At 47.9% G+C, this 13386-nt stretch carries 16 protein-coding genes; 14 read left to right on the top strand and 2 right to left on the bottom strand.

Features of this window, described 5'->3' with window-relative positions; translation table 11 throughout:
• Positions 1-42: 42 nt before the first annotated feature.
• Positions 43-1986 (top strand): adenylate/guanylate cyclase domain-containing protein, encoded by a 1944-nt coding sequence (locus GWK09_RS09730; RefSeq protein ID WP_163693146.1) that lies wholly within the window; start codon positions 43-45, stop codon positions 1984-1986.
• A 4-nt stretch (positions 1987-1990) separates the two neighbouring features.
• Positions 1991-2383, top strand: a complete 393-nt coding sequence (locus tag GWK09_RS09725; RefSeq protein WP_163693144.1) for a nuclear transport factor 2 family protein — start codon at positions 1991-1993, stop codon at positions 2381-2383.
• A gap of 12 nt (positions 2384-2395) precedes the next feature.
• Here the strand turns inward: GWK09_RS09725 and GWK09_RS09720 are convergent, their stop codons facing one another.
• Positions 2396-2614: a hypothetical protein gene (locus tag GWK09_RS09720; protein WP_163693142.1), complete on the bottom strand. Its 219-nt coding sequence runs from the start codon at positions 2612-2614 to the stop codon at positions 2396-2398.
• A 301-nt stretch (positions 2615-2915) separates the two neighbouring features.
• On the opposite strand from GWK09_RS09720, the gene GWK09_RS09715 reads away from it, so the two are divergent.
• The 6 genes from GWK09_RS09715 (at position 2916) to GWK09_RS09690 (ending at position 7756) form a co-directional block, all read left to right on the top strand.
• On the top strand, positions 2916-4343 hold the full coding sequence (locus GWK09_RS09715) for a serine hydrolase (protein WP_163693139.1): 1428 nt from the start codon (positions 2916-2918) through the stop codon (positions 4341-4343).
• Between the two features lie 83 nt (positions 4344-4426).
• Positions 4427-4936 carry a hypothetical protein gene (locus GWK09_RS09710; RefSeq protein WP_163693137.1) on the top strand — a complete coding sequence of 170 codons (510 nt, stop codon included), beginning with the start codon at positions 4427-4429 and terminating at the stop codon, positions 4934-4936.
• An 84-nt stretch (positions 4937-5020) separates the two neighbouring features.
• Entirely contained in the window at positions 5021-5794 is a 774-nt protein-coding gene (locus tag GWK09_RS09705) for a sulfite exporter TauE/SafE family protein (protein WP_163693135.1), read from the top strand.
• 83 nt (positions 5795-5877) lie between these two features.
• A complete protein-coding gene (locus GWK09_RS09700; RefSeq protein WP_163693132.1) occupies positions 5878-6726 on the top strand; it encodes an alpha/beta fold hydrolase in 849 nt (282 codons plus the stop codon).
• Positions 6727-7218 (top strand): RNA polymerase sigma factor, encoded by a 492-nt coding sequence (locus tag GWK09_RS09695; protein ID WP_163693130.1) that lies wholly within the window; start codon positions 6727-6729, stop codon positions 7216-7218.
• The gene (locus tag GWK09_RS09690; RefSeq protein ID WP_163693128.1) at positions 7208-7756 is read left to right on the top strand and encodes a hypothetical protein; all 549 of its coding nucleotides are present in this window, start codon (positions 7208-7210) and stop codon (positions 7754-7756) included. The genes GWK09_RS09695 and GWK09_RS09690 overlap by 11 nt, the downstream gene beginning before the upstream one ends.
• Positions 7757-7783: 27 nt before the next feature.
• Here the strand turns inward: GWK09_RS09690 and GWK09_RS09685 are convergent, their stop codons facing one another.
• Positions 7784-8002, bottom strand: coding sequence for a hypothetical protein (locus tag GWK09_RS09685; protein WP_163693126.1), 219 nt, complete (start codon positions 8000-8002; stop codon positions 7784-7786).
• Between the two features lie 308 nt (positions 8003-8310).
• Between GWK09_RS09685 and GWK09_RS09680 the strand changes: the two genes are divergently transcribed.
• The 6 genes from GWK09_RS09680 to GWK09_RS09655 all read left to right on the top strand — a co-directional run bounded on the left by GWK09_RS09680 (position 8311) and on the right by GWK09_RS09655 (position 13360).
• Positions 8311-9816: a S10 family peptidase gene (locus GWK09_RS09680; RefSeq protein WP_163693124.1), complete on the top strand. Its 1506-nt coding sequence runs from the start codon at positions 8311-8313 to the stop codon at positions 9814-9816.
• Positions 9817-9846: 30 nt separating this feature from the next.
• Entirely contained in the window at positions 9847-10629 is a 783-nt protein-coding gene (locus GWK09_RS09675; RefSeq protein ID WP_163693122.1) for a DUF6090 family protein, read from the top strand.
• Between the two features lie 9 nt (positions 10630-10638).
• On the top strand, positions 10639-11079 hold the full coding sequence (locus tag GWK09_RS09670) for a hypothetical protein (protein WP_163693120.1): 441 nt from the start codon (positions 10639-10641) through the stop codon (positions 11077-11079).
• A gap of 136 nt (positions 11080-11215) precedes the next feature.
• Entirely contained in the window at positions 11216-11779 is a 564-nt protein-coding gene (locus GWK09_RS09665; protein ID WP_163693118.1) for a hypothetical protein, read from the top strand.
• Positions 11780-11834: 55 nt separating this feature from the next.
• Complete coding sequence (locus tag GWK09_RS09660; RefSeq protein WP_163693116.1) at positions 11835-12401, top strand: hypothetical protein; 567 nt, start codon at positions 11835-11837, stop codon at positions 12399-12401.
• Between the two features lie 203 nt (positions 12402-12604).
• Entirely contained in the window at positions 12605-13360 is a 756-nt protein-coding gene (locus GWK09_RS09655; RefSeq protein ID WP_163693114.1) for a DUF6090 family protein, read from the top strand.
• Positions 13361-13386: the final 26 nt, after the last annotated feature.

Genomic DNA, 13386 nt, shown 5'->3' with positions numbered 1-13386 from the left:
TGAAGTCGCTTGGCAAGACCCCTGCAACCAATCCTTCACGTTATGCAGAAGTCGTTACAAAAGAAGCTTGCCGCTATCATGTTCACGGACATCGTTGGATATACGACTATGATGGGACAGGACGAAGGCAAAACGCTCCAATTGTTGCGTAAGAGCAGAGCTATCCATATTGAGCAGATCGAAAAATACAACGGCCGTGTCATTAAGGAAATGGGTGACGGTATTCTTGCTCAATTTAACAGCCCTCTTGAGGCTACTTTTTGCGCGCGGGATATACAACTCGAAGCGAGGTTCATGCTTTGCAAGATCAGGATCGGGATAGATTTCGGGGAAATAACAATAGACAACCACGATGTTTTTGGAAATGGTGTAAATATCGCCTCCAGGCTCCAGTCCATTGCCGACCCGGGGGGAGTCTTTATCTCCTCAAAGGTCCATGATGCCATAGAAAAGGATTGCGATATCCTCTTTGAAAATTTAGGAGAGATCTCACTTAAAAATGTCTCATCGCCAGTAAATACCTATTCCATTGCAGACCCGGAATTCCCGAGGACCTCCAGACAGAGAAAAAAGGAACTCACAGGCTCCGATATCATTGAATCTATCGCCGTGCTGCCTTTTCACAGTCTTTCAGCGGAACCTGAACAGCAATTCTTTGTAGACGGGATACACGATGCCCTAATCACCGAGCTCGCTCAGATCAACTCCCTGAGGGTCATATCAAGAACGTCCACCCTGCGGTATCGCAACACTACTGCGGCCATGCTGGACATAGCCAGGGAACTTGGAGTAGATGCACTGTTGGAGGCCACGGTTCTCAGGGACCAAGACCAAATCAGGATACAGGTTCAGCTAATCAAAACCATTAGGACAGAGGAGCATCTCTGGGCAAAATCCTATGATCGGGAACTCAGGAATGTCTTCGCCATGTATAATGAACTGGTCAAGGATATCATCAGGGAGATCGATGCCAAACTGACCCGTTATGAAAGCGACCAAATAGACCAATTTTACGAGGTAATACCGGAGGCTTATGAGACCTATCTGATGGGCGTTCACCATTGGGAACAGCTGAGTAAAGAAAGCCTGGACAGCGCGTTGGAGTATTTCTCGGAATCTATACAACTGGATCCAAACTTTGCCCCGGCCTATACCGCCCTGGCCGGAGTCTGGCTCGGGAGGACCCAAATGGGGTACGTAAACCAAAGTAATGCTTTGCCGCATGTCTACAAGAATATGTATAAATCCATATCTCTGGAGGGCGAAAATGCTGAATCCTATTTCTGGAAGGGATCCCTCCACGTGTGGATCGACTGGGAATGGGATAAAGGCTATAAAGCATTTAAGAGGACTATTGAAATCAATCCCAACAACACAAAGGGCAGGGCTTATTTCGCACATTTGCTGGCCATAACCAACCGGCTGGAAGAGGCGGTTTCAGAGGCTGAGATCAGCATCCAGCTCGACCCCTTCAATGAACTCATACGGTCTCTTTATGGGATGATATTGAACTACGCACGGAAATACCGGAATGCCGAGGCCATCTTGTTGGATATCCTTAAAGACAAGAAGAACCATCCCGTTGCCTACTCTACCCTAAGGTCCGTTTATTTCAACCTGGGGGAATATGAAAAGTCCTATGAAATGTTTAAAAGATCCTATCTGGAAAAAGGGGAGACCCGGTCTGCCGAAGCACTGGAAAAAGGATATAAAGAGGGGGGCTACCGAAAGGCACTTTCCAGTGTAGCAGAGTTTAAGATCGACAATCCCGACGGGAATTATCACACCCCCTGGCAGATCGCTACGCTGTATACCCGGGCAGGGATCAGGGACAAGGCTATGACCTTTTTAAAAAAGGCATATGAAATCCGGGATCCTAACATGCCCTATTTGGGGGTCGACCCGATTTTTGATGCCTTAAAAGATGAACCCGAATTCAGGACCCTTCTCGATAAAATGAATCTAACTCAATTTATAAAAACCTGATGTCATGGAAACTATAGAACATGTTATTACATTGGAAAAGGAAGCCTTAAACCAATGGTCCAAAGCCAACCCCCTGGGTTATGGCATACATGCACACAAGGATCAGATCTATTTTGACAACCTGGGGGCACAAGACCAGATCGAGGGTAAAGAAAAGATAGGGGAATATGTCAAAGAAACCTTTGCCCAGTTGCAGCCCCATAACTACGAGCTGGTGGGCCTGAAGGCCAGGCAATATGGGGATGTAGTCATTCTTTCATATAGATACCATCCTACAATGCCGGACGGATCTCCTTCTGCCCAATGGGCGGCGACAGTGGTCTACGCTCTGATCGATTCCAAATGGCAGCTTGTACATGCGAGTTGGGTGATGCTCAAACCACCGGGCATGGGATAGTGGAGTTTAATCCTAGGCCAGTTTAGAAGAACTTTTAGCGGTCTTGAAAGACAACTCCTTTTTGATACGGCTGTTCTTAAAACGATAAAGACGTGCTACGCTGTTCTCTTTAGCAGTTTCAGTAACGATCTCTTTTTTGGCCGTTTCAACCTTTACCTCAGCAGTTTCATTTTGAGCCTGGGCAGCGAAGCCGATCAGGAAGAAGAAGAAGAAAGTTACGAGCGTTTTCATGTCTTGCGTTTTATATAAATAAAACGCAGTGCCGGTGGGTTCAACGGGTTGCCGTTCGCTGAAAAACCCTTATTTTTCGGTATCTTGCGAGAACATAGCTAAAGTGCAAAAAATCATCGGTGAACGTCACGAACCCCCAAAACAGGTAACCGGAAAAAGGGGTCGTTTATCGGGATGAAATCAAGGGAAAAATATCTATTTCCTTATCCCAAAAGAATTCCACCCTCATCACATGGATAGATCTGACTGAGAAGTCGAAGAAATTGCTACATTTATTGAGAACCTGACAAACCGTACCATCATGAAAAACCTTTTTTCTCTAATCTTCCTCTGTTTCTTACTGTTGCCATGCCGGGGGCAGGAGAGCTCTAAAGACTATTCCGAGGCCTTTGCACTGATCGAGGTCTGGCTCGACGCCCAGAAAGACTATGAAAAACTCCCCGGGATATCTGCAGCGGTGGTCGAAGACCAAAAAGTGCTCTGGTCCGGGGCCTTTGGCCAGGCCAATATGGAAAAGAAGGTCCCCATGACCCCCGAAACACTCTGCAGTATCTGTTCCATTTCAAAACTCTTTACGGCAGTGGCCGTCATGACCCTGTACGAAGAAGGGAAGCTCCGGCTCGACGACACTGTGGAAGACCTTTTGCCGGCATACGACGTGAACCAGCAATTCCCGGACAGCGGGCCCATCACCGTGCGCAGCCTGCTCACACATTCCTCCGGCCTGCCCAGGGAGGCCAATGCCCCTTACTGGACGGGGCCTGATTTTCCTTTTCCCACCAGGGAGGAGGTTTACAGCGGACTGAAGGATCAGCAGACCCTGTATCCGGCTTCCACCTACTATCAATACAGTAACCTGGCCCTTACCCTGCTCGGGGAGATCGTAGAGCAGGTTTCCGGACAGTCCTATAGCTCTTATGTGCAGGAACATATCCTTACGCCCTTACAACTGGATCATACACGAACCAACCTCCCGAAAGATCTGTACGGGAACAAGCTGGCAATCGGGTACAGCGCCCTGAACCGCAAGGGCGATCGCCCTCCGGTCAACTTTTTTCAGGCCAATGGCATACAGGCAGCCGCCGGTTACTCCTCCAATGTACTCGACCTCGGGAAGTTCGCTTCCTGGCAGTTCCGCCTGCGGGACACCACTGCTGCTGAGATCCTCAAACCCGCTACCCTGAAGCTCATGCAGCAGGTACATTTTATGGATCCCAACTGGAAGAACAGCTGGGGACTCGGATTTGTAGTGTACAAAGGGGCCAACGGGACTACCTGGGTGGGACATGGGGGGTCCTGCCCCGGGTACAGGTCTACCCTTCAGCTCGACCTGAAGAACAAGCGGGCCTATGCCGTTAATATCAATGCCGGGGGCACCAACCCCAATAAATACAGCAGCGGGATCTACGCCATCCTCAACAAGGTGAAGTCGGGCAAATCAGCCAACAGCGATATCCCCTTCGAAGATTACAGCGGACACTACGATGCCCGTCCGTGGGGAAGCGAGGAATACATTGGGAGTTGGGAGGGACAACTGTTGATGGTTAATCTCCCTTCCGGTGATCCGGCGGATGATATCAGTCTTTTTAAACACGTGGATGGAGACACCTTCCGAAGGGTACGTGATGACGGAGAGCTGGGCGAGACCGTGGTGTTTGAGCGCAATGCGGAAGGCAAAGTGTACCGGTATAAACAGCACGGGAACTACACTTACAAGAAAAAGCCATAATTCCCCCTCCGCAGACTGAGGTTGAAGAAAAGTTTACTAAACAGATATGACCTGAAAAGATCCACACTTAAATTCTGAACCATATGAGAACTTTATCAGCCTTGAAAATAATTTCTGCATTCTGCATTTCGCTGCTCTGTTTCGGACTTCAGGCCCAGAATAAATCTGTGAGTAAAGAGCCTTTCATCCGCATTTACAACCTGGAAGGCAAAAAGGTCCTCAAAGGCCGCGTGGTTGGAGTTACAAATAGTACGATCACTGTGATCAGAGGGGATGAGACACGTGAAATGAACGTTTCAGAAGTGGGGTTTATTAGAACCAAGCATTCTGTAGGCCATAATGTGCTTATCGGAGCCTCCGCAGCTTCAGCCATCGCCGCAGTGACCTTTGCCGCAGAAGCAGACCCGGATGCCTGGATCTTCGGATACACGGCCGGAGAGGGTATTCTGGCAGGATTCATACTGGGTACCCCGGTGGGAGCAGGTATCGGTGCCCTTACGGCCCTTTTTAAAAAGTCCAGACAGTACGAGATCAATGGAGAGCCGACCAAATGGATGGAGATCATGCCACTTTTCCAAGTACCGTCAGCCTAGGAATAGATACGAGCGATCGAAAATCGCGAATCTCTCTCTTTCTGAACTTATAATTCCGTAAATCGTGTATTTTTAGGTCGACCTATGGAATATGTGATCATTGCCGTGACGGCCTTTCTGGTGGCCATCCTGACCTTCTTTTCGGGATTTGGCCTGGGGACCATCCTCACCCCGGTATTTATGGTCTTCTTTCCCGTGGAATTGGCCATAGCCCTTACCGGCGTGGTGCATTTCTTCAACAATATCTATAAGTTGTTCCTGGTGGGCCGGAATGCAAACAAAGATGTACTGCTTCGCTTTGGGATTCCGGCGGTCATCGCTGCCTTTTTTGGTGCCTGGTTGCTTCTGAATATCAACGATGTACAACCCTTATTCGTCTATGACGCCTTTGGGAAACACATGGAGGTATATCCCATTAAATTCCTGATCTCTATCCTCCTCATCCTTTTCGCGACCATGGACCTGCTGCCCTGGTTCAATAAACTGGAATTCGGCAAGGACAAACTTCCCTTGGGAGGGGCGTTGAGCGGCTTCTTTGGCGGACTCTCAGGCAACCAGGGGGCTCTGCGAAGCGCCTTCCTGATCAAAGCAGGTCTCACTAAAGAAGTATTTATTGGGACGGCGGTGGTGATTTCAACCCTGGTCGATTTTACCCGTCTGAGTGTATATGCCACCCAATTTGCCACCGCCGGCCTTGGGGATTACGTGCCTTTGGTCCTTTGTGCCACCCTGGCCGGTATTGCGGGATCCTTCGTGGGTAACCGGCTATTAAAAAAAGTGACCCTGCGTTTCCTGCAGGTCACCGTGGCCATCATGCTGATCCTGCTTTCCCTGGCATTGGGGGCTGGATTGATATAACAAAAGGAAGAAGGATTGAAAAAAAACAAGGAATGTAACATTTCCTGATTTCTGCATCTAAAACAAAAATCAAACAAGAAATCATGAAAAAGTTCGCCTTATTATTACTCAATTTAATTGTAATCACCCAAATCTGGGCTCAGGAAAATACAGAGGCCTTTCAGGTAAAAGTCACAGGAGAAGGAGCTCCTGTCATTCTCATTCCGGGATTTACAGTCCCCGGAGAAATTTGGGATCCCCTGGTTAGTGAACTCGAAAAACAGTATGAATGCCACGTGGTCACACTTGCAGGTTTCGGCGGGGTGAAACCCTTAGAATTTCCCTGGCTGCCGAAGATCAACAACGCCCTGGAAAAGTATTTACAGACTAAGGATCTAAAAAATGTAACCGTGATCGGTCACAGTCTGGGTGGAACTATTGCCACATGGCTGGCCAGCAGGGAAGGCGCAAGACTTTCCCGAATTATCCTGGTCGATGCCTTACCGGCCGCCGGTGCCTTGATGTTCCCGGATTACAGTCCGGAAAAATTATCCTACGACAGTCTGTATAACACTCAGCAGCTCAACATGAGTGAGGCCGACTTTGAGCAAATGGCAGGTTTTATGACACCAGGCATGAGTCTTAACCCGGAAGGACGGGGACGGATAAAATCCTGGATCCTTGAAGCAGATCGGAAAACCTATGTCTATGGTTACACAGATTATCTCAAGTTGGATATGCGGGAAGACCTTAAAAAAATTGATATCCCCGTGATAATCCTTGCTGCAGACCATCCTTTCGGAAGAGAGGCAGTGGAGCAAACATACCGGAATCAATACGCCAATTTACCTGCGTATGAACTGATCATTGCTGAGAATGCAGCCCATTTTCTCATGCTAGATCAGCCCGAATGGTTTAGCGAACAAATTCATAGAGCTTTATCTTCACATTAAATGAATCTGGAAAAGGACTTTAATGAGATCTATAACACACACGGACCCAAGGTGTACAGGTTATGCCTGGGTTATGCTTCTGGAGATGAAGACCTTGCCAGAGATTGGATGCAGGAATCATTTATTCGGGTCTGGAACCACAGAAAGTCCTTTAAGGGCGAGTCGGCTATCGGCACCTGGATCTACCGAATTGCCGTGAACACATGCCTGGTAGATATTCGAAAAAGAAAGAAACACCCCCCCGTAAGAGAAGATCGTCTTTCAGGTGAAATAGATGCAGACCCTTGGGGTACTCAGGACGATCAAATTGCCAAATTGTATGAATGTATCGAGCAATTGAACGAACAAAACAAGGTCCTGATCCTGATGGAACTCGAAGATATCCCTCAAGCGACCATTGCCCAGACAGTTGGACTTGCATACGGGTCCTTAAGAACAAGACTGAGCAGAATCCGAACAGCACTATTAAAATGTATAACCCATGAAAAATGAAGAATTAAACCAGATCTGGAACCGTCAAGGCAAAGGATCGTCCACGATCACCTCTAGTGATATTGTCGCCAAAGCTAAGAAACAGAGGCATGGGCAGTTTTTGGTCATTGGGATTATTTCCACCACCGTTGTGATCCTACTCATTTATTCGTTCTTTTTTGCAACTCGATGGAATGATTTCAGCCTGGGGCTGACCCTGATGATCTCCAGTCTCATATTTAGAATCATCCTGGAAGGTATCACACTTTATCGCAAGGAAAATCTACTGATCCGCCTCGACCATAAGTCGTTCAAAGCCTACCTTCGAAAACACTATCGGATACGTCTGGGCGTAAACTACGTAATCACTCCCCTTTGTTTTGCGGTGTATATTGCCGGATTTATCAAATTACTACCGTTCTTTAAAACGGCTTTTTCACCAGGATTCTACAACTATATTCTCATCTCGGGAATCCTTTCTCTCTTTTTCCTGGCCTGGATCATAGCCCGGAGTGTCATTCTTGAAATTAGATTTCTTAAACACATCCAATCCAATTAGGCGAACCCAATTGTTGGACGGGATTAATTAAGCCAGTTTAGAAGTACTTTTTTCGGTCTTGAAAGACAACTCCTTTTTGATACGGCTGTTCTTAAAACGATACAGACGGGCTACGCTGTTCTCTTTAGCCGTTTCGGTAACGATCTCTTTTTTGGCAGTTTCAACCTTTACCTCAGCAGTATCATTTTGAGCCTGGGCAGCGAAGCCGATCAGGAAGAAGAAGAAGAAAGTTACGAGCGTTTTCATGTCTTGCGTTTTATATAAATAAAACGCGATGACCGGGGGTTCAACGGGTTGCCGTTCGCTGAAAAACCCTTATTTTTCGGTATCTGGCGAGAACATAGCTAAAGTGCAGAAAATCATCGGTGAACGTCACAGACCCCCAAAACAACTCACCGAAAAAAGGAGTCGTTTATCGGCATGATTCTTATGTGATTTTACGCTTTTCTATAATTTCACACTTCATTTGCATTCCTCATGAAATGGGACCACTAACTCCCTGAAAAAATACTTACATTGGTAGGCCTAAGCCTAAATCGATTTTATACTCCATTATGTTCAGAAAGATTTTTATTCCCTTGTGCCTGCTCGTTGGGTTTTATGCTACCGCCCAGGAAGAGCAGGAAGCTGCCAAACCCATACCACCTGCTCAATCCTTTGTCACCCGCCACCAGATTCAGAATGGGGGGCAAACCGTGACATTTACCGCTACCGCGGCCGAACACTACCTCAAGAACGAGGAAGGTGAGGCGGTCGCTTCCATCTGGGCCGTGGCCTATACCCGCAATGGAGTGACGAATCCGGCCACCAGACCGGTGACCTTTGTCTTTAACGGCGGACCCGGTTCAGCTTCCGTATTGCTGCATATGGGCCTGCTGGGACCTCAATTAGTAAAAGTCCCCTCTGACGCAGACGCAGATGACGGGGCCGCCCCCTACCGTCTGCAGACCAACCAGGAAGGGATTTTGGACCTTACAGACCTGGTCTTTATCGATCCGGTGGGCACAGGGTACAGTTGGGTTGTAGGCAAAGGCAAAACAGAGGATTATTGGGGGTTGATGGAAGACGCACGGTCCATTGCTGCCTTTATGCGCCAATGGGTGACCGAGAACAACCGGTGGATATCCCCCAAGTATATCGCAGGGGAAAGCTTTGGCACCACCCGGGCCGCAGCAGTGGCCAATACCCTGGAAGGAGACGGGCAAGATATGGCCCTGAATGGCCTTATTCTGATCTCACAGGCTCTGGACTACGCCGGTTCCACCTCCGTACACGGAAATATCACTTCTTACCTCACCTACCTGCCCAGCATGGCTGCCACAGCCTGGTACCACAAAAAAGCAGGGAAGGGCAAAACTCTGGAGGCCTTTGTACAGGAATGCCGGGATTTCACCTATAGTACCTATGCCCCTGCCCTCCTGAAAGGCAACCTTCTCCCTCCTGCAGAAAAGCAGGCCCTGGCAGAAAAGCTGGCTTACTTTACAGGGTTGGATACGCCCTATATCCTCAAAAGCGACCTCAGGGTGCTCATCCCCCGCTTCCAGAAGCAACTCCTGCAGGACCAGGGCCTGGCAATCGGCCGGCTCGATGGTCGTTTTAAAGGGGACGAATCGGACGATGTCGCAGAAAACCCCCACCTGGGTGATCCTGCCTCCTACCAGATCTCCTCAGCTTATACCGCAGGTCTGAACCACTATTTAGCCAATTCCCTCCAGGTTCGTATGGACAGGCCTTACCTGACCGACAATGGCGAACTGGCCAACCAATGGAGGTGGAGGACAGCCCCCGAGGGCACCTATTGGGAGCCCATGCCCGTGAATACAGCCCGCATGCTAGGGGATACCATGAGGCGAAATACCGATCTCAAGGTCTTGGTGGCCAGCGGATACTACGACCTTATCTGTCCCTTCTTCGATGCCGAATACACCTTTAACCGGAATGGGATCGTCACGGAGCGGGTGCATTTCTCCTACTTCGAGGCCGGGCACATGATGTACACCCACGAGACGGATTACCAGAAACTATCCCGCGATATCCGGGAGTTTATCTCAAATCCGTAAATAACTTACAAATAAATTCCATCCCCTTCTATGATCCCTCTTTTCAGACAACTCCGTCAACGTCTGTTTCAGGAAAAAAAAATATCAGACTACCTGGGTTATGCCTTAGGAGAAATTGTGTTGGTTGTAATTGGTATCCTCATCGCCCTTTCGATCAATAATTGGAACGAGGGACGAAAGGACAGAAAGACCGAGGGCGCCTATTACTGCAAATTGCTGGCTGATTTTGAACTGGACCGAACGAACATCCAGACCCTGTATGCAGAATCTGAATACAAGATCGCAACCAGTAAGCAATTGCTCATCGACCTGGAAGGGATGCAGAAAGACAAGGCCTTCCTTATTGACAACTACATCCAGTCCTTACGCACTAACGTTTTTGTGCCTTCCAAAGCCACCATCTCAGAGATCATCTCTTCAGGAAACTTGAACCTGCTTACCCTGGATGTCTTCAAGGACCGTCTTTTACGTTACTACGCCGAGCTCGACAAATATCTTTACCAGCTTGAGATAAACCGCACTCAAACCTTGGACAAGGCGTTCTCGTATGAGAATGAACTTATCTTGGGATACCAGTACGGAGACTACGTACAGCGTTCCCTGGGCCCTGAAATCCTGTCTTTTCTTCCAGATTCGGATTGGCACCTGAATAAAGAAGATCCCTATTTCAAACAATTCCAGAACGATCTGGTATTTTTCGTGATCATGAGTGAACGGGAAAAACAGCATTTCGACAACATCCTTAAAGAAATGGATCCGCTGTTTACCCAGTTACACGAACTCTGCAGCGGAGATTCAAGCAAACCATATTGAAATACTCTTATGCGTAAAACTTATTTCTTTCTTTCCTTTGGCGTCTTTTTACTATGTCTTTACCTGCTATTCTCAGCCTCCCCCGCCCTGGAATATCCCCTGGGGAAGAACGATACCATTCCCCTGGGCAGTTTTATCACCTGGGCCGGACTGATCGCCCTGCCCATGTCTTTCTACTGGGGCAGTGTCAAATTCAGAACACCGGAAGGTACTTTGTATAATGTGCTTTCCACCTGCCTAAAGGTCACCATCTTTCTGGCCTTGTTGTGGCTTCCCATAAGCTATGGCCTGGCCGGGAATATGAACTTCAACTTTGGACAGGAGCCTTCTTTCCAGGGCGGTCAAACCGCTATGAAGCTATTCTGGGGAATTACCTATAGTCTAGTCCTGTCCTCTCTGATCCTGTTCATTCTGCATATCGTCTTATGCTTTTTCCGAAGAACACGTTGACCTCCGGAATAAGCGCTTCCAAAACAATGTATCTATTTCAATAATTGTTTGATGAAATTTTGTATTACATTTTCATAAGCGTAGTTTCCCTTTGATTACATTTGATTTTAAATTTTAATGCACTGCAAATCATCTATTGAGAACCCTCCTTAAACGAAGCCTGATAACACTGTTCGTGTTTCTGGCAATCCATTCCCTGCAAGCTCAGGGAATTAAAGAAAGATCCCTCGATATCCTGGTTGGATTAGGCCTCAGTGCACCCTATGACGATGTGGATGTGGTAGGCACCGGATTTTATATTCAGGGAGAATACGTACTTACTTTCAACAAATGGGTCAGCCTGCGCCCTTATGCTGGCCTTATCCTCGTAAAGACCAGCGATGCGGATTTCAGAGAGAATTTCGGCCGTTCAGATACGCAGGCATTCCTGATCGGCGGGAAAGGTAGGGTCACCATCCCCATCCCCTGGGTGGCCCCTTATCTGGAGCTTGGCCTGGGAGCTTCCCTGGGGTCATTCAGGACGTTAACACCTTTTACAGACGCAGAGAACAGTGGACTCATACACCACATACCATTCTCCATTGGTCTTGCCCTCGGGCGTCAAAACAAGGTGGATATTGCCTTTACTTATTATTTCCACCCAACTGAAAGACAGTTCGCAGGAGCTGCAGCCTTTGGTCTCTCAATCCCACTGGATTGATTCCTAAATTCCAACAACCATAAATTCTTATCTTCAATTCTAAGTCACAGATAACATGAAAAAAATTAGTCTCCTATTTGCTTTTTTCATCCAAACTACCTTACTGTTCTCACAGGCATCTCCCGAAAAAAGCATAGTGTACTTTACAAGAGCCAATTCCCTGGGCGCCTTGATCAACTTCACTTACTTCGACGGGGATAAAGCCATAGGAAAATTCAATGGCATGGGGTATTTCATCTATGAATGCGAACCCGGGGAACACCTCTTCTGGGCACGATCTGAGAACAAATCCTTTGTACAGGCTGAACTGGAACCCGGCAAAACATACCTCATCGATGTGCAGCCTCGAATGGGAGGACTAAAAGCCAGCGTGAAACTGGTGCCTGTAGATATCAGCGAGCACAAAATGAAACCCATTCAGCGACTGGTCACCAAGAGGGAACCCATCGAATTCTCCGAGGAGGAACTGGCCAAGATCCAGCAAGACATGGCGGAAGTGATCGGCCGTGGCATGGAGAACTACGATAAAATGCTGGAAAAGGAAAAGGATATCGAACAGCTCACCCCGGAGATGACCATCACGGAGGCCGATCTGGTCTTTGAAAAGAAAGACAAAAACTGAAACCCAGGGAACTGAAAATAGCATTCCCTGCGTAAATGCTTGAAAGCCATACGCTCCTTTTTTTAGGTGATCTGGTGGAAATTTCCGCCAAGGACCTCAATTCTGACAGTCAAAATGGTCAGTTCCATGGGGCGGAAACGTCCGTTCTTATTTACTATCTTAGATAATATAAATCGGCTGCAAAAAACCAGAAAGGACTAATCATGATTAAGTTCTTCAGGAAAATAAGACAACAATTACTGACTGAAAACAAAATCAGTAAGTACCTGATCTATGCCACAGGAGAGATCGTCCTGGTGGTCATCGGTATCCTCATTGCCCTACAAATAAATGACTGGAATACGGAGCGGGAAAACGAGGTCCTGAAGAGGACCTATTACGTACAGATCCTGCAGGATCTGGAAAAGGACAGGAACCGGCTAATCAGGGCAAATCAGGGTATCGACACCTTTTTTGTCAGGTTGCAGGCCTATAAGGAGCTCTTTAAGAAACCAGACCTGCCACTCTGGGAAGCAGCGACGGCCCTGGGAGGAGTTTTTTCGGAAGAAGCCGGTCTGGGCTGGAACTTCGAGACCAACACCAATACAGTAAACACCCTCCGGAATACGGGTGATATCAAGCTGATCCCATTGGATATCCGTAACCGTATCCTGGATTTCAGGTATAAAGTCTCGGGGCTGATGGACTACGTAAAATCCGAAAGCATCATCATTGCCAACGCCAGCATGGCCACCCAGAAAATATACGGCGGGGCGGATATGCCCACGAGAATCGGGAACCAACCCAAGATCCTGGCTCATTTTGGGAAAGAGGAGGTCGCCCTGCGCAGTTTGCTCGAACTGGAAGCAATCCTGTACGAACACGCCTTGCTCGTGAAAAATTCCCGGGAGCGCACAGACGACTTGATCCGGGAAATCGACGAGATCACAGAAATTATCCGGGAGGATCTGGAGCAATAACTTCAGGTTTTTGGTTCTTTACCGGG

This window comes from Muriicola jejuensis (assembly GCF_010671595.1).
GTDB lineage: Bacteria > Bacteroidota > Bacteroidia > Flavobacteriales > Flavobacteriaceae > Muriicola > Muriicola jejuensis.
The sequence above is the reverse complement of the archived record's forward strand: the minus strand, read 5'-3'. Positions and strand labels throughout refer to the sequence as shown.

Coding starts and splice junctions, on each gene's coding strand:
- GWK09_RS09720 (WP_163693142.1), bottom strand. CDS start 2,614: ATGAAAACGCTCGTAACTTTCTTCTTCTTCTTCCTGATCGGCTTCGCT.
- GWK09_RS09730 (WP_163693146.1), top strand. CDS start 43: ATGCAGAAGTCGTTACAAAAGAAGCTTGCCGCTATCATGTTCACGGAC.
- GWK09_RS09675 (WP_163693122.1), top strand. CDS start 9,847: ATGATCCCTCTTTTCAGACAACTCCGTCAACGTCTGTTTCAGGAAAAA.
- GWK09_RS09695 (WP_163693130.1), top strand. CDS start 6,727: ATGAATCTGGAAAAGGACTTTAATGAGATCTATAACACACACGGACCC.
- GWK09_RS09690 (WP_163693128.1), top strand. CDS start 7,208: ATGAAAAATGAAGAATTAAACCAGATCTGGAACCGTCAAGGCAAAGGA.
- GWK09_RS09725 (WP_163693144.1), top strand. CDS start 1,991: ATGGAAACTATAGAACATGTTATTACATTGGAAAAGGAAGCCTTAAAC.
- GWK09_RS09715 (WP_163693139.1), top strand. CDS start 2,916: ATGAAAAACCTTTTTTCTCTAATCTTCCTCTGTTTCTTACTGTTGCCA.
- GWK09_RS09705 (WP_163693135.1), top strand. CDS start 5,021: ATGGAATATGTGATCATTGCCGTGACGGCCTTTCTGGTGGCCATCCTG.
- GWK09_RS09655 (WP_163693114.1), top strand. CDS start 12,605: ATGATTAAGTTCTTCAGGAAAATAAGACAACAATTACTGACTGAAAAC.
- GWK09_RS09670 (WP_163693120.1), top strand. CDS start 10,639: ATGCGTAAAACTTATTTCTTTCTTTCCTTTGGCGTCTTTTTACTATGT.
- GWK09_RS09710 (WP_163693137.1), top strand. CDS start 4,427: ATGAGAACTTTATCAGCCTTGAAAATAATTTCTGCATTCTGCATTTCG.
- GWK09_RS09660 (WP_163693116.1), top strand. CDS start 11,835: ATGAAAAAAATTAGTCTCCTATTTGCTTTTTTCATCCAAACTACCTTA.
- GWK09_RS09680 (WP_163693124.1), top strand. CDS start 8,311: ATGTTCAGAAAGATTTTTATTCCCTTGTGCCTGCTCGTTGGGTTTTAT.
- GWK09_RS09700 (WP_163693132.1), top strand. CDS start 5,878: ATGAAAAAGTTCGCCTTATTATTACTCAATTTAATTGTAATCACCCAA.
- GWK09_RS09685 (WP_163693126.1), bottom strand. CDS start 8,002: ATGAAAACGCTCGTAACTTTCTTCTTCTTCTTCCTGATCGGCTTCGCT.